At 61.9% G+C, this 15,342-nt stretch carries 10 protein-coding genes and 1 pseudogene; 6 read left to right on the forward strand and 5 right to left on the reverse strand.

The window, feature by feature from the left end:
* Positions 1-10: 10 nt before the first annotated feature.
* Positions 11-1,465 (reverse strand): aldehyde dehydrogenase family protein, encoded by a 1,455-nt coding sequence (locus HHJ18_RS02455; protein ID WP_296911184.1) that lies wholly within the window; start codon positions 1,463-1,465, stop codon positions 11-13.
* Positions 1,466-1,633: 168 nt separating this feature from the next.
* Between HHJ18_RS02455 and HHJ18_RS02460 the strand changes: the two are divergent.
* Positions 1,634-2,362 (forward strand): annotated as a pseudogene (locus HHJ18_RS02460) (LysR substrate-binding domain-containing protein); the annotation flags it as partial.
* Positions 2,363-2,695: 333 nt separating this feature from the next.
* On the opposite strand, the gene HHJ18_RS02465 reads toward HHJ18_RS02460, so the two are convergent.
* The gene (locus tag HHJ18_RS02465) at positions 2,696-3,364 is read right to left on the reverse strand and encodes a hypothetical protein (RefSeq protein ID WP_296911186.1); all 669 of its coding nucleotides are present in this window, start codon (positions 3,362-3,364) and stop codon (positions 2,696-2,698) included.
* A gap of 40 nt (positions 3,365-3,404) precedes the next feature.
* Positions 3,405-4,811 (reverse strand): selenium-binding protein SBP56-related protein, encoded by a 1,407-nt coding sequence (locus HHJ18_RS02470; RefSeq protein ID WP_296911188.1) that lies wholly within the window; start codon positions 4,809-4,811, stop codon positions 3,405-3,407.
* A gap of 338 nt (positions 4,812-5,149) precedes the next feature.
* Between HHJ18_RS02470 and HHJ18_RS02475 the strand changes: the two genes are divergently transcribed.
* Positions 5,150-5,956, forward strand: coding sequence for a sulfite exporter TauE/SafE family protein (locus tag HHJ18_RS02475; protein WP_296911190.1), 807 nt, complete (start codon positions 5,150-5,152; stop codon positions 5,954-5,956).
* A 68-nt stretch (positions 5,957-6,024) separates the two neighbouring features.
* Here the strand turns inward: HHJ18_RS02475 and HHJ18_RS02480 are convergent, their stop codons facing one another.
* On the reverse strand, positions 6,025-7,122 hold the full coding sequence (locus HHJ18_RS02480) for a tripartite tricarboxylate transporter substrate-binding protein (protein ID WP_296911191.1): 1,098 nt from the start codon (positions 7,120-7,122) through the stop codon (positions 6,025-6,027).
* Between the two features lie 571 nt (positions 7,123-7,693).
* Between HHJ18_RS02480 and HHJ18_RS02485 the strand changes: the two genes are divergently transcribed.
* Positions 7,694-8,602: a dienelactone hydrolase family protein gene (locus HHJ18_RS02485; RefSeq protein WP_296911193.1), complete on the forward strand. Its 909-nt coding sequence runs from the start codon at positions 7,694-7,696 to the stop codon at positions 8,600-8,602.
* A gap of 22 nt (positions 8,603-8,624) precedes the next feature.
* Positions 8,625-9,128 carry a heme-binding protein gene (locus HHJ18_RS02490; protein WP_296911196.1) on the forward strand — a complete coding sequence of 168 codons (504 nt, stop codon included), beginning with the start codon at positions 8,625-8,627 and terminating at the stop codon, positions 9,126-9,128.
* A gap of 168 nt (positions 9,129-9,296) precedes the next feature.
* Here the strand turns inward: HHJ18_RS02490 and HHJ18_RS02495 are convergent, their stop codons facing one another.
* Positions 9,297-11,765, reverse strand: coding sequence for a transglycosylase domain-containing protein (locus HHJ18_RS02495; protein WP_296911198.1), 2,469 nt, complete (start codon positions 11,763-11,765; stop codon positions 9,297-9,299).
* A 120-nt stretch (positions 11,766-11,885) separates the two neighbouring features.
* On the opposite strand from HHJ18_RS02495, the gene HHJ18_RS02500 reads away from it, so the two are divergent.
* Both HHJ18_RS02500 and HHJ18_RS02505 read left to right on the forward strand, forming a co-directional pair.
* Complete coding sequence (locus tag HHJ18_RS02500) at positions 11,886-14,291, forward strand: DUF3482 domain-containing protein (protein WP_296911200.1); 2,406 nt, start codon at positions 11,886-11,888, stop codon at positions 14,289-14,291.
* A 64-nt stretch (positions 14,292-14,355) separates the two neighbouring features.
* Positions 14,356-15,342, forward strand: coding sequence for a Bug family tripartite tricarboxylate transporter substrate binding protein (locus HHJ18_RS02505; protein ID WP_296911202.1), 987 nt, complete (start codon positions 14,356-14,358; stop codon positions 15,340-15,342).

Raw genomic sequence — 15,342 nt, forward strand, 5'->3', positions numbered from 1 at the left:
TTATGCGAACTCAACCGTGGTTCAAGACGATCGTCTTCGCCACTGTGTACTCGCGCAGCGCCTCGAAGCCCTTCTCGCGACCATGACCACTCTTCTTGAAACCACCGAATGGCAATTCGATGCCGCCACCGGCGCCGTAACCATTCACGTAGACCTGGCCGACACGCAGTTTTTTGGCCACGCGGAGCTGGCGCGCACCGTTTTCGGTCCAGACCCCGGCAATCAGACCGTAGTCGGTGCCGTTAGCAATGCGCAGAGCGTCGTTTTCGTCGTCAAACGGAATCACCACCAGTACCGGACCAAAGACTTCTTCTCTCGCCAGTTCATGGCTAACCGGCACCGGCCCCAGCAAGGTAGGCTTCACGAAGAAGCCACCTTCGCCCGCGCTAGCATCCAGGCGCCCTTCGCCGATGACTGGAATACCGTCACGTTGGGCGCGCTCAAGAAAGCCGGCCACACGGTTAAGCTGAACCTTGCTGATGACCGGCCCCAGATCCAGGTCTGCTTTATGGGAGCCCACGCGCACGGCATTCATCCGGGTGGCCAGTGCCGCGACGAAGGTCTCATAAATTGAGCGCTGCACCAGCACCCGGCTGCCGGCCGAGCAGGTCTGCCCAGCGTTCTGGATGATGGCGCTGATGATCGCCGGCAAGGCCTTCTCGACGTTAGCGTCTTCAAACACCAGTTGGGGCGACTTCCCACCCAGCTCGAGGACGCACGGCACGTGGTTTTCTGCGGCAGACTTCTGGATCAGCACGCCCACCTCCGGTGAGCCGGTGAAGGACAGGAAATCGATCCCTGCGTGACTTGAAAGCGCGGCCCCGGCTTCATCGCCGTAGCCCGTCACCAAATTAATCACGCCGGGCGGAAAACCCACTTCTGCGGCCAGCTGCGTCAGACGCACAATGCTCATGCAGGCCTCTTCAGCGGGTTTAAGCACTGTCGCGTTGCCCGTGGCCAGTGCCGCACCAAGGGTACGGCCAAACATCTGCGCCGGGTAGTTCCAGGGAATGATGTGGCCGGTGACGCCGCGGGGCTCGCGCACGATCATGACCTGGTAGCCGTCCACAAATGGAATCGTGTCACCGTGCACCTTATCGGCTGCGCCGCCGTAGTACTCGAAATAACGCGCCGTGGCCACCACATCGCTGCGTGCCAGTCTCAGCGGCTTGCCCGTGTCGTTGGCCTCGATCTCTGCCAGTTCGTCCTGGTGAGCCAGAATGGCCGCGCCAAGGCGGGACAGTAGCCGTCCACGCTCGGTGGCAGTTGTGCGCCCCCACTCGCCTTCGAATGCACGGCGTGCTGCAGCAACAGCGAGACCTATGTCTTTCGCTCCTCCGCGTGCGATTTTTCCAATCACATGCCCGTCACTCGGGCAAATCATGTCGATAGCCTCACCAGAGGCAGGATCAACCCACTGGCCGTCAATATAGTTTTGGGGAGGAAGTTTTGTCGTGAATGCCATGAATCTGATGTCTCCAATAGAAATGATGTGAGGTGTAAATACCCTGACCTACACCGATTTCTTCGAGATTACATTCACTGACCCACGCACAACAAATACTATTTTCCGATACCGGATCAAGTGCTTGACTATAGGAAGGCTTCTGCAGAACTTTGATGCGCGCGTCAGCACCATGCGCGCGGCGTGCTGCGCCAGGTGGACCAGTTGCGCACCGACCTGCAGGAATACAACGGCGGCCTGCGCGGTCATGTACGCATGTTCGCCAACACCACGGCAGTCACGGATTTCCTACTTGAAATCCTTCCTGGCTTCCTGACAGACAACCCCGGGGTGAATGTTGACCTTCAGGAAAAGCCGAACCCTCAAATCGCCAGAGGCGTGTTCGACGGCCGCGCCGACATAGGCATCGTGGCCGGCAAAGTCGATATGCTGGGCCTGCAGGCGATCCACTTCAGCACCGACCGCCTGGTGCTGGTCACCGCCAAAAACCACCGTTTTGCGAGGCATAAAGCTATCGCCTTTGCCGAAACGCTGGACGAAGATGCCGTGGGCATGCAACAGGGCAGCACCTTGCAGACCTTTCTGGCGCAGGTGACCGAGTCGCTGGGCAAGCCACTCAAGCTGCGCATCCAGCTCAGCAGCTTTGACGCCATGTGCCGCATGATAGGCGCGGGCGTGGGCATCGGCATCGTTCCCGAAAGCGCGGCGCGGCGCAACCAGCACAGCATGCAGCTGGCGCTGATCGAGCTGCGAGAGCCCTGGAGCGTGCGCGAGCGCTACATCCTGGTGCGGGAACAGAACGCCCTGCCCGCCTATGCACAGTCCCTCATCGCTGCGATTTGCGCGCACTACCAGAACGTCAAGGCGAGCCAGCCAGCCCAAAAAACGTCGAAGTAACAGCCTACGTCGCGACAAGCAGCAACCTGACCAGACCAGCGGCAATCAGCCCAAGCATCAGAACGGCTGCGACTCGTTCGTCGCGGAGAGAGGGAATCGCGAATGCAGCCGATCTCAATCAAGCCATCTGCGTTGACAACACCGTGTATCCCGCCAATAGCCGGCGATCTCTCGCCAAGGCGACGCGCAGCAAATTCCACGTTTTCGGCATCGACTGGGACGACGCGACCGGCACGCGCAATGGGCACTTTGCGCCCTTCGCCTGGGCCGGTGAATGCGTTTGCTTCGCCGGGGCTTACAGGTGACGCCTGCCCTTAGCTGCCTGGGACGAAGTCACAGTGCCATGCCGACACCAGCCGCGCCGGCGATGACCAGACTCCAGCCCCACACCAGGTCCAGATTCAGCCAGACGCGGCGCAGAAAAGGCAAGCCGAGATAGCGGTACACGGTCCAGGCCATGCTCAGGCCTGCGAGCATCATTGCCAGCGTGTGCAGCGCCGCGACCGCAACGGCGGTGGCGGCGTTGGACTGCGCCAGGTAATTCATGACCGTCGCGTGGCCCACATCGCTTATCGCCTCGGCAGCAGGCGCCGTGACACACAGGCCCAGCATGAGGGGCACCAGCATCAACCCGGCGCCATGCGCAGTGGCCATCAGGAACGACCACCAGGCCAGCTGCGTCGGGCGAATCCGCGCCAGCGCGCGCGGGTGGCGCCGCTGCACCAGCTTGAAGATGCCGAACAGCAGCACCAGTCCGCCTGCGCCCAGGCGGATTGTTCGGCTCCACTCCACATACCAGCTGAGCCAGGCAAACGGGATCAGTACCACCGCCATCGCCATGAAATGCCCACCTCCCAGTGGCAGCAGCGTTGCCACCACGGCACTGGCGCGCTGTTTCGTCATGCCATTGGCGACTGCGAGCGGCCAGCCCATCGCCGGGTTGAGCCCGTGGTACAAACCGACCGCAACGACCGTGAGCCAGAGCGCAGCGGTCGCGTTCAACTTGGTTTCAACCTGGTTTTAACTGGGGTTTAACTGGGTTTTATGCCGAGGGGTAGCAAAACGAATCGGTCGAGCAGTCGCCGCCCTCCAGGCGAATCTGATGCGCGCCGTAATCCGGTCCGAAGTCGGTATAGAACTTCGGATCGAGCTCGATGCCGCCATTCGCGCCCACATTGCACATCACCTGCACGCCCGCGACGCCCTCGGGATAGAACTGCGTGTCCCAGCTGCTGTACAGCGAGTTGGTGAAGTAAACGCGCTTGCCGTCGCGGCTGATTTCGGTCATCTGCGGGCCGCCGCCGAAAGGCTTGCCGTTGGGGTGCCTGGCATGGTTCACGATGCCGCCTATGCGCACGCTGCCGGCCAGCGTCGGCTTCATCGGGTCGGTGACGTCGTACTGCCGCAACTCGCCGGTGCCCCAACACGCGACGTAGAGGAAGCGGTCGTCGAGCGAAAGATCGATATCGCTGATCAGCGGTGGCACGGCGCCAAAGCCTTTCAGCAGCGCGGGCAGCTTCGCTGCGTCGGCCGGCTCGGGCGGAATCGTGGCGGTCTTTTTAATCTGGAACTTGCCGTTTTCGCGGTACCAGGTCCAGATCGAGCCTTCCAGGTTGGTGGTATCGACCACCACGCCAAGAAAACCATATTCACGCGTCGGGTCGTGCGCCGGGCGGATCTCAAGCGCCATCTGGTGATTTGCGCCAAGGTCGATGGTCTGCACATGCTTGCGGGCGCGCAGGTCCCAGAAATGCACCGAGTGACCGTACTTGTTGGCCAGCAGGTCTTCGGCAACAATGCCGTTTTCAAACTGCGGCGGCAGCCCCCATTCGCTGGACACCATGTAGTCGCGCGGCAGGTTCCACCAGAAGTCGTAGTGCAGCTTTTGCGGGCCGCGGTCAATTTCCCAGCGCCCGAGAATCTCGAAAGTTTCACAGTCCATGATGAAGACGCCGGGCGGCCCTTCGGTACCGTCCTTGCCGCCGCCGCCCAGGGTGCTGATGTAGATGCCTTCGGGCCCGCAGTGCACGGTGTGCGGACGCGAGTAGCCGGTCTTGCGAAACACCTCTTCCGGCTCTATCGTCTTGACCAGTCTGGGCTCGCGCGGATTCGGCTGGGTATCGACAATATATATGCGCGACGAACGAATGCCCGGAATGATCAGGTAGCGGCGCTGCAGAAAAGCGTGGCCCGACATGGGCGAAAGCGCCGAGCTGCAGGCGTTCCAGCCGAAGTGATGGAATTCGTCGCCGCGATTGGGCATGTCGAGACGGCTCAGCACCATGCCGTAGGTTTTCGACGTCGGGTCTACATCGACAGTGGCCAACGCATCGGGCCGCGATTGGTCGGGTGACAAAAGCACTGTGTAGGCAATATGTTCAGCTTCAGCTTCCATCGCCAGGCGTGCCGAGGGATGGAAGGTAGGATCCGGGCGTAATGTTTCCAGCATGTTAGTTCCTCATAAGAAGTAAGGGCACTGCTTAAGACAAGCTTCAGGCAACCTTTGGTCAGGGTTTAGGCAATGTGCAGCAAGCCGCGCCACGACGGGTATGGACGTTAAACCTGAAAACGCCGGATGGCCGCTTATTGACCTAGATTGAATGCGTTCAACTGCCGTTTCCGGCATTGATAGTGCGCATGCGGCAAAGCAATGTCAAGGGATTGGGAGCGTTGAAGCCATGGCGTCAGTGACGCATCGCTATAAGATACGCCCCTGCGATAAAGCTTCTCAGGCACGAGGTGGCTGAACTGGCTACCCCTCACAACACATGCAACACATGCAACTCCATGCTTCTTGACCCGTTGCTGATCGTCGAGCTTTTGCTGCTCGGCTCCTTCGCCGGATTTTTGGCCGGCCTGCTTGGCATAGGCGGTAGTCTGGTGATGGTGCCTGTGATGACCTGGGTGCTGGCCAGACAGGGCGTCGGGCCCGAATTTATCGTGCATACCGCCATTGGCACGTCGCTGGCCACCATCTGTTTTTCATCGCTGTCGTCGGTGCGCGCCCACCACCGAATTGGCGCGGTGCGCTGGCCCATTGTCTGGGCGCTGGCACCGGGAATTTTGCTGGGCGCCTACCTGGGTGCCTGGCTGTCGGCGCACCTCAACAGCCGCCTGCTGGGCCTGGTGATAGCCGGCTTCCTGTATTTTTCGTCGTTTCAGATGCTGGCCAACCTCAAGCCCAAAGCGGCGCGGTCCCTGCCCGCCACCCCGGGCATGCTGACCGCCGGTGGCGTGATAGGCGCAGTGTCGGGGCTGATGGGCGCGGGCGGCGGATTTATTTCCGTGCCTTTCATGACCTGGTGCAGCGTGCCGATTCACAATGCCGTCGCCACCTCGGCCGCGCTGGGTTTCCCAATTGCCCTGGCCGGTACGCTGGGCTACATCATCAACGGCTGGAACACGCCCAACATGCCGCCGTTCACGCTGGGCTTTGTCTACTTACCCGCCCTCCTGGTGATTGCCGTTGCCAGCGTCAGCACGGCGCCGCTGGGCGCCAGGGCTGCGCACCGGCTCGACATCCAGTCGCTAAAACGTGGCTTTGCCGGCATGTTGATGCTGCTGGGCACTTACATGCTGTACCGCAGTTTTTAATTGAAACGCCCTGCCGCTCTTGCGGTAATTGCCGCTATTGCCGCAGCTAGAGCCCTTCAGCCCAACATCTACCAATTCCAGATCCAGTTCCAGCCACCGGATTTAGACCTGTCTGTTTTCAGCTCTCGCTTGTCGCCAGATTCAGGTGATGCAGCCTGGCTATTGACCAGAAAGCCGGCTTCGTTCATAAGCCGGTAATGTTCTGCTTCCGCCTTGAGCAGCCACTCCTGAAAATTTTTTCCGGAGAGCACTGTGCCCTTTAGCCCGCCGCCTTCAAGAAACAGTTTCCACTCGGGCAATTCGCGCACCTTGTTGAACAACTCAACGTAAAACCCCACCTGGTCGGCCGTCGCGCCCGGCCCCATGAAGATGCCGCGCAGCATCAGATATTCCACATCCAGACCTTGCGATTTACAGCTTGGCAGGTCTTTCCAGGAATGGGTAGAAGTGATGGCTCTCGGATAAGCCATGGCGGCGCTGTCAAACACGCAAATTGGCCGCAAGCTGCCTGACTTCCAGTGCGTCACCGCTTCTATCGGGTTGTTCACCGTGGCGTCAACACGTCTGAATACCAATTGCATCGCGACATCACCGCCGCCCGTGAAAGGCAGGTAAGTCATCTTGTTACCCACGACCTTCTCAATCGCCGCAGTGAGTATCTGGTCTTCCTGCCTGGAACCCGTGCCGCCCATTTTGTACTGGCCTGGTTTGCCTTTCTTCACGGCCTGGACGAAATCGCCGGCGGTTTTGAAAGGGCTTTCGGCATGCACCCACAGCACAAATTCGTCCAGGGCCAGCATATTGATGGGTGTCAGATCTTTCCAGTTGAACGCAACGCCGGTAGCCAACGGCGTGGTGAACAGGTTAGACAGCGTGATGACAATTTTGTGCCCGTCACCGGGGGCGTTCTTGATGTACAAAAAGCCCTCTGCACCTGCGTTGCCGGCCTTGTTCACCACCACCATGGGCTGCGTCATCAAGTTGTTTTTAGCAATCGCCCCTTGCAGAAATCGCGCCATCTGATCGGCGCCGCCGCCGCTTCCCGCAGGCACCACAAATTCAACCGGTTTGCTGGGCGCCCATTGCGCGTGCGCCAGGACCGATACCGACAGCAGCGCCAAGCCGAGCAAAGCCGGAAACGCATAAAAGCCTGCTGACTCTTTCATTCGGAGACTCCGTGTCTTGTACAAGCGAAAGTGCGAAGAGAAAGTATGCGCTACGCGAAAAATCTAATTGGCCGATAGGTTTTTGGGCAAACCCTGTGAGTGCAACGCGATCGCCAACGGAGCGCTACCTTTTCCAGTTGATTCGGCTAGTTTTCAGGCATAAACAGGGCTCTAGCCCAATAGCCACAGGCGCAAACAGCTATTGTTTTTATAGCTAGCAGAACACGATGGCAAGCAACGCCGGGTCGTCCATCAGATGCAGCAGCGCGTAGGCACCGACGCGGTAAGCCGTAAACAGCGCCTGCTCTAGCAATTGTTCAAAAATCATGTGTTGCACTGTCCCTTTGCGCTCAAGCTGAAGCTTCGATTGTGCCGCCCTGCGTTTTTTTTCCTGTTTCAAATAGAAAAAAAGCCTCTAGCCCAATATTCACGGGCGTCAGTAGCTATCGGTTTGATAGCATTTAAAGCATGGCGGTCGCAGCAGCGCCGCGTGGCACGGTCGATGGCAGGCGGGCTCGACACGATTTTCGCCATCGCGGTATGCTGCAATTCCGTCTAAAAGGAGCCCGCCATGCCACCTCGTTTGACCGCCCAGGACTTTGACCAGGAACTGCTCATACTCTTCGACGCTTATGTCCACGGCAGCCTGGACCGACGTGGATTTCTGAGTCAGGCGCAGAAGTTTGCCAAGTTCGGCATGACAGCGGCGGGCCTGCTGGCCGCGCTAAGCCCTGACTTTGCCGCCGGCCAGCAAGTATCCAAAAACGACGCCAGGCTCAAAACTGAACTGCTCACCTACCCCTCGTCCGCCGGCAACGGCAGCTGCAAAGGTTATCTGGTGCGCCCCGCCGGCGCCGGCAGCAACAAATTGCCGGCGGTACTGGTGATTCACGAAAACCGCGGCCTGAACCCGCACATCGAGGATATCGCCCGCCGTCTTGCGCTGGACGGCTTCATGGCCTTCGCGCCCGACGCGCTGACGCCGCTGGGCGGCTACCCGGGCGACGAAGACAAGGCGCGCGAAGCCTTTGCCAAGCTGGACCAGGCCAAGACGCGCGAAGACTTCATTGCCGCGGCCCATTGGCTGAAGGGGCGCAGCGATGCCAGCGGCAAGCTCGGCGTGGTCGGCTTTTGCTACGGCGGCGGCATTGCGCACCTGCTGGCGACGCGCCTGCCCGAGCTCAACGCCGCCGTGCCTTTTTACGGCAATACGCCGGCGCCAGAAGACGCCGCCAAGGTCAAGGCGCCGTTGCTGGTGCAGCTGGCCGGCGAAGACGAACGCATCAACGCCGCCTGGCCCGCCTACGAGGCTGCGCTGAAGGCGGCTGGCGTGAAGTACACCATGCACCAGTACGCTGGCACCCAGCACGGCTTTAACAATGACACCACGCCGCGCTATGACGCCGCTGCCGCCAAGCTGGCGTGGGAACGCACCGTGGCTTTCTTCAAGACTAATCTGCAGGCCAGCACCACCAAATAACAATAACCACCGGAGACAAACCATGCAAACCACAACCACCAGCCTTATTTTGGCGGCCGCCCTGACCAGCGGCTGCGCCATCGCGCAGGCACCACCGGCAGCCGCCGGTCTGATGACCGAGCGAAGCATTTCTCTGGCCGCCGCGATGGAGCTCGCCACCGCCAGCCTGGAGCGCTGCCGCGCCGACGGCTACAAGGTGACGATTACGGTGCTGAACCGCCACGCCCGCACGGCCGTGGTGTTGAGCGATGACGGCGTGAATCCGCACACCATCGAAAACAGCATGCGCAAGGCCTACACCGCCTTCACCACACGCGCGTCAACGCTGGAGATGGGCAAGCGCGCCCAGCCCAATTTGTCAGGCTTCATGCTGCTGGACCGCATCACCCCGATTGAAGGCGGGCTGCCGATCTTCGCGGCCAACAAGGAACTGGTCGGCGCCATCGGCATTTCGGGCGCCCCCGGCGGCGAGAAGGACGCGGCCTGCGCCCAGACCGGCCTGGACAAGATCGCGCGCAGCCTGTGAGTGTATTGCCTCAATTCATCATTCAGGCGCAGGCGGGAGCCGAGGGCCAAATCAAGCTCTAGCCCAATGAATACGGGCGCAAGCAGCTATGTTTTTAATAGCTACATGCCCGGTCAAGCGCCGCAGCTTCAGGTCTGAGGCGGCCTTGAAACCGACTTTCAACCCGACTCATTGGCCCGCGGCCTCGGGCTCCCTGACCTCGCCCGGCGCGGGGCCGGCGCCGCCGGATTCCGGCGCCGGGTCGCGACGCGCCGGCGCCTGCGGAAAAGGGACGTTGGAGGAGCCCTCGCCGTTCGGCTCGGGCAGTTGCAGCGCGCGTTCTGGCGGCGGCGCATCCAGCGCGGGCCCGGGCACTGTCGTGTAGCGGATCACCGGCTGCCCGCCGGATTCTGGCGCTGCGCCGGCTTCGGCGCCGGACGCACTGTCCAGTGGCGGCTCCACACCGGGCGCCAGTTCGCCATTCAACAAGCCACCATTGAGCGATTCGTTGCCAGGGGCCAGCGTCGGATCAGGCTGGCCAGCCTGTAGCGGTGCGGCAAAGCGCGCCAGCGGGTCGATGAGCTTGGTTTTGACCGACTGCGCGAAAAACTCGCCCACCATGGGCAGCGCGCTTTGCGCACCCGGGCCCCAGCGGTCGCCCATGGTGACGCGGTTGTCGTTAAAGCCAACCCAGGCGCCCGCCACCAGTTGCGGATGCATCAGCAAGAACCAGCCGTCGGTGTTGTCCTGCGTGGTGCCGGTCTTGCCGGCCAGGTCGGCGCGAATGCCAAAGCGACTGCGAATTGCAGCGCCGGTGCCGCGGTCGACAACGCCGCGCATCACGTCCAGCAGCGTGTGGGCCACCGGGGTCGGCATGGCGGTTTCCGGCGACTTGGTTTGAAACTCCTCCAGCACCACGCCATTGCGGTCTTCAATGCGCGTGACCAGCATCGGCTCGATATAGCGGCCGTCGTTGGCAATCGTGCTGTAGGCCGAAACCATCTCCTTCAGCGTCACCGGGCTGGTCCCGAGCGCCAGCGAGGGCACCTCTTCAAGCTTGCTTTGCCGCACGCCCATGGCGCGCGCCAGCTTGGCGACGCGCGCCGGGCCGACGCTCTGCATCACCTGGGCGGTGATGGTGTTTTTGGAATACACCAGGCCGTCGCGCAAGCTCATGGTGGCGCCGCTGGGCGCTTTGCCATCGCCGGGCCGCCAGAAGGTGCCGTCGCCCAGCGCAATTTCCACCGCCTGGTCAACCAGGCCGTCGGTCGGCTTGGCGCCATTGGCAAACGCGGCGCCGTAGACAAAGGGCTTGAAGGTAGAGCCGGGCTGGCGACGCGCCTGGCTGACGTGGTCGAACTGGTCTTGCGTGAAGTCGCGGCTGCCGACCCAGGCCATCACATGGCCGTTGCGCGGGTCCATCGCCAGCAAGCCGGCCTGCAAACGGGTCTTGTCTTCGCGCAGGGTTTGCATGAGGTCCGCGTCGGCCTGCAGCAGCTTGAGCGCCTGCGCTTCGGTCTGGCCGGCCTCGCGCGCTGCCTTGTACTGGCGTGTATCGCGCACGAAAGCCAGCACCAGCTCATGCTTCGGACCGCTCTTGGCGGCCCAGCCCGAGCGCTGGCCCCACTCCGCGCTGGCCAGGCTTTGCAGCCGGCTGGCCTGCCGCGTCAGCGCGTTATTGGCCATGCGCTGCAGCCGCGAATCAATGGTGGTGCGCACCACCAGCCCGTCGGCGTAAATGTTGTAGTCGTTGCGGTCGGCCCATTCAATCAACCAGCGCCGCAACTGCTGGGTAAAGTGCGGTGCCGGGCCAAGCGGTTCGGCCTGCCGCTCAAAATCGACCTTCAGCGGCTTTTTCTTCAGGGCCTCAAACTTCGCCGCGTCCAGCTTTTGGTGCCTGACCATCTGGCCAAGCACCGTGTTGCGGCGCTGCACCGCGCGCTCGGGGTTAAGCACCGGGTTGTAGTAACTCGTGCCCTTGAGCATGCCGATCAGCGTGGCGCTCTCCAGCACATCGAGCGTGTCGGCCGATTTGTCGAAGTAGGTGCGCGCCGCCATCTCAATGCCGTAGGCGTTGTAGAGAAAAGGCACGGTGTTGAGGTAGGTCTCCAGAATCTCGTTCTTGCTGTAGACCGCCTCGATTTTCAGCGCCGTGATGGCCTCCTTGATCTTGCGCGTCAGCGTGGCCGCGCGGCCAATCTCTTCAGGATAAAGGTTGCGCGCCAGCTGCTGCGTGATGGTCGAGCCGCCCTGCAGATCGCCCTTGACGGTGTTCAGGGCAGCCGAGGCCGTCCGCTTCAGGTCAATGCCGTGGTGTTCAAAGAAGCGGCGATCCTCAGTAGCAATCAGCGCGGCCACCACGTTGGGCGAGATGTCGGTCAGCTTGACCCAGTCGCGGTTGGCGCGCTTGAACAAGGCCAGCTCCTTGCCATCGGCCGACAGCACCACGGCGGGCTTTTCGGACTTGGCCTTACGCAGGTCGCGGATGCTGGGGGTGAAGGGAATCAGGATCAACACATACAGCAGCAACAGCACCGGCAGCGCAGCCAGCGACAAGGCGATGCCGCGCCGGGTCGGGTGGCGTAGATGGCGTAGATGACGCAGGTGGCCGGGCAACGAGGCGGCGAAGGTTTTGGCGCGCAATACAAGCGTTTTCATGGCGCGATTTTAGGTCTGGGCCCGCCAGCGCCTTGTTGCAGCGTGTCGCAGTCCTCTGATGCAGCGCTATTTATCCGATTCACCCACCCGGCGTAATAAGCGCTTCTGCATAATCCATTTATGAGCACAGCACCCACCAGCATCACGACCGAAGAGCCACTGGCGCGTCGAATGATTCTGGTGCAGGCGATTGAAACCAGCGACGCCCAGGGCAAGCTGCTCAGCCCGGTAGAGCGCGATGAAATTGATCGCCTGGCCTTGCAATCCACCACCAAAGGCGCGCCCGGTGTGGCGGCCCATGTCGAGGCGTTTCTGCGCGAACGGACGCAACAGGTCTTGCGCGTGGTTGAAAACCGCGACCCGGCGCTGGCCTCGCTGCAAGAGTACAGCCCCTGGGCGCACAGGCTCGCCCTGGTCGCGTTCCTGGCGGCGGTGGTTTTTGGCGCAGCCACGGACCGCATTGCCAACCCGCATCGGGTCGACCTGTTGTCGCTGCCGCTGTTGCTGATCATTGCGTGGAATCTGCTGATTTACGGCGTGCTCATCGCCAGTTATGTCCTGCAGCGGCGCAGTCATGCATCACCTGCATCACCTGAATCTTCTGCATCCTTCATGCGGTGGGCCGAAAGCTGGCGCGGCTGGCAGCGCCGGGCTGGCCAGTTGCGTACCAAGGTGACGGCAGAGTTCATGCGGCGCTGGTACGGCGCGACCAGCGCGCTCAATGCCCAGCGCTGGCGCAAGGTCTTGCACCTTGCAGCGGCCGGCTGGGCCCTGGGCATTGCCCTGTCTCTTTTTACCCGGGGTCTGGTGGTGGAATACCGCGTCGGTTGGGAAAGCACCTTTCTTGACGCCAGCCAGGTGCATGCCATCCTGCGCGTGCTGCTGATGCCGGCCATGGCGCTTTTTCAGTTTCAGCCATTTTCTGTCCAGGACATTGCCAGCCTGCAATTCAGCCAGGGCAATGGTGCCGTGGCCGGTGCGCGCTGGGTTTATATCTATGTCATTTTGCTGGCCGTCGTGGTGATCGTGCCACGCCTGGCGCTGGCCCTGTTTGCCGGATGGCGCGAGCGGGTGCTGTCGCGCCGCATCGTGCTCAAGCTGACCGACCCCTACTACCAGCGGCTGCTGGTCATGCTGAACCCCACGCGAATCAAGCTCGGCATGCGGGCACTGCGCGGCGAAGACAGCGCTGCGCTGCTTCACGTCTTGCGGCCACGCGCGCCATCGCTGCATACGCTAGAGAGCGCCCAAGGCAGGCTGCAAACCCTGGTCCGCACCAACAGCGGCGAAGAACTTTGTATTGCCAGCATCCCGTTATCGGGCAATCCGCAGCCGCTACCGCAGGTGAACCATGCGCCTGCGAGTTGGGCAGGCCGGACTTTTGGCCGGCTGCTTGCATCGCGCAGTTCGGGTTCAGCCCGGTCGGTAAACAGCACGCCGGTGCCTGCGAATGACGACAGCGATGCCTTGCTTTTGGTAGTGCGTGACGCGGACGATATCGACGCTGCCCTGCCAGCCCTTGCCGGCCCAAGCCAGCCAACGCTGCTGCTGGTCAATGCTGTAGCCGACCGCGCAGCTGCCGTTGAGCGGTGCCGCACCAAAGTGCGCTCTCTGGGCCTGAGCACCGAAGTGCTGGGCTTTGATCGCTTCGCCCAATGCTGGGTGCAGGATCCCATGCTGTTGAACGCCATCGCCCGCTGCCTGCCGAATCTTAAAAGGCCGGGCTTTACTCGACTGGCCAACGCCTGGCTGCAGCGCAATGACGAGCGCTTTGCGCAATCGATGCAAATCATCGCCACGCAATTGCATAGTGCCGCGCGCGAAGTTGAAGCCGTGAACAGCGCGCTTCCCTTCGTCAAGCGGTTGATCAGCACGGCCGACCGGCAAGCCGATGCGCAGGCTAGGAAAGATGCAATGGCCGCAGTGGTCGAGCGCCTGCAGCAGTCGATGCGCCAAGCGCATGCCGAGCTGCTGCGCCTGCACGGCATCGATGAGGCTGCAGGCGCGATGCTGGAGCAGCCGCTGATCGCCCAGTTCGATGTTCAGTCACCAATCAACCGGGCAGAAGCCGGCCTGGCGGGCGCTGCCACGGGAGCAGCCTCGGGCGCCTCGATTGATCTGGTGACGGGCGGACTGACGCTGGGCGCGGCAGCGGCGCTGGGTGCGCTGATTGGCGGTAGCGCCGGGTTTGCCGGCGCGGCCTGGAAGAACCGGGCCAGTCCGGCGGGCACGACACTGGTCCAACTGCGTGACGACATGCTGCAGGCCATGGCGCAAGCGGGGCTGCTGCGCTACCTTGCGGTTTGCGGCCTTGATCGTGGTCTTACGCCTCCCATGGACAGCGAAGGTTTCTGGAAAACCCAGGTGGCCGCAGCCCTTGAGAATAAAAAAGAGTGGCTCGGGCGCTTTTGGGCAAATGCACGATCACAGCAAACTACCTTGCAGGCCACAGCCCCCATGGCCGACGAATTGCAAGTCATGATGCGCGACGTGCTGCGGCGCCTGTATCCTTCGGCGCCTGGCTAGGGCCAGCTTTATAGTCTTGCTACAACTTGCTTGTCAATTTTTTTACGCACCCACCGGAATCATCATGCGCAGACCTTCTCTCAACCAGGCATTTCGCGCGCTGCGCAACACCCTTGCCCTCACTGCCTTTCTACTGACCGGGCTGGTGCAGGCGCAAAGCGGGACTATCCGCTTGCTGGTCGGCTTTCCGCCGGGCGGCGGTACCGACGTGATTGCCCGTACCCTGGCCGAAAAGCTCAAAGACGCGCTCGGCACCAACGTCATTGTGGAAAACCGCGCCGGCGCCGGTGGGCAGATTGCGGCGCAGGCGCTGAAGGCGGCGCCGGCTGATGGCGGCACCTTTTTTCTGTCGCATGACCACACCATTTCCATCCTGCCGTTGGTGGTGAAGACACCGGGTTTCGATCCGGCGCACGATTTTGTGGCGGTGGCGGGTTTTGCCACCTTTGTCAATGCGCTAGCCGTGTCGGGCGCTACGCCGGCGAAGTCGATGAACGAGTATGTCAGCTGGCTGCGCCAGCAGGGGGCGGGCAAAGGCGCTGTGGGCGTGCCGGCGCCAGCCTCGGTGCCGGAGTTTTTGGTCAAGGTGATTGGCGAAAAGTACGCGCTGGACCTGCAGGCTGTCCCCTACCGGGGCAGCGCGCCCATGATTGCCGACATGCTGGGCAACCAGATCAACGCCGGTATCGGTTCGGTGCCCGATTTCATCGAGAACCACAAGGCCGGCAAGATCCGCGTGGTGGCAGTGTTGGGCGGCAAGCGTCAGGCAGCATTGCCCGACGTGCCAACCTTTGCCGAACTGGGACTGGCGGGCTTCGAGGATGTGCCTTACTACGGCATTTTTGCGCCCGCCGGCACGCCCCAGGCGGCGATTGAGCGTTTTTCAGAAGCGGTCGCCAAGGTGGTTGCTCTGCCCGAGGTGCATGAGCGGCTGACCGCGATGGGACTGAGCGTGGGCTACATGGCGTCGCAGCAGTTGGCCAGCCGCGAGCGCGCTTATGCAAAAACCTGGGCGCGCATCATCAAGGACAGCGGCTTTCAGGCGCAATAA

Source organism: Polaromonas sp. (assembly GCF_012927455.1).
Lineage (GTDB): Bacteria > Pseudomonadota > Gammaproteobacteria > Burkholderiales > Burkholderiaceae_C > Polaromonas.

Excerpts from the sequence above, each read along its gene's own strand:
- HHJ18_RS02470 (WP_296911188.1), bottom strand. The coding sequence starts at position 4,811 with ATGCTGGAAACATTACGCCCGGATCCTACCTTCCATCCCTCGGCACGC.
- HHJ18_RS02480 (WP_296911191.1), bottom strand. The coding sequence starts at position 7,122 with ATGAAAGAGTCAGCAGGCTTTTATGCGTTTCCGGCTTTGCTCGGCTTG.
- HHJ18_RS02455 (WP_296911184.1), bottom strand. The coding sequence starts at position 1,465 with ATGGCATTCACGACAAAACTTCCTCCCCAAAACTATATTGACGGCCAG.
- HHJ18_RS02495 (WP_296911198.1), bottom strand. The coding sequence starts at position 11,765 with ATGAAAACGCTTGTATTGCGCGCCAAAACCTTCGCCGCCTCGTTGCCC.
- HHJ18_RS02485 (WP_296911193.1), top strand. The coding sequence starts at position 7,694 with ATGCCACCTCGTTTGACCGCCCAGGACTTTGACCAGGAACTGCTCATA.
- HHJ18_RS02490 (WP_296911196.1), top strand. The coding sequence starts at position 8,625 with ATGCAAACCACAACCACCAGCCTTATTTTGGCGGCCGCCCTGACCAGC.
- HHJ18_RS02505 (WP_296911202.1), top strand. The coding sequence starts at position 14,356 with ATGCGCAGACCTTCTCTCAACCAGGCATTTCGCGCGCTGCGCAACACC.
- HHJ18_RS02475 (WP_296911190.1), top strand. The coding sequence starts at position 5,150 with ATGCTTCTTGACCCGTTGCTGATCGTCGAGCTTTTGCTGCTCGGCTCC.
- HHJ18_RS02500 (WP_296911200.1), top strand. The coding sequence starts at position 11,886 with ATGAGCACAGCACCCACCAGCATCACGACCGAAGAGCCACTGGCGCGT.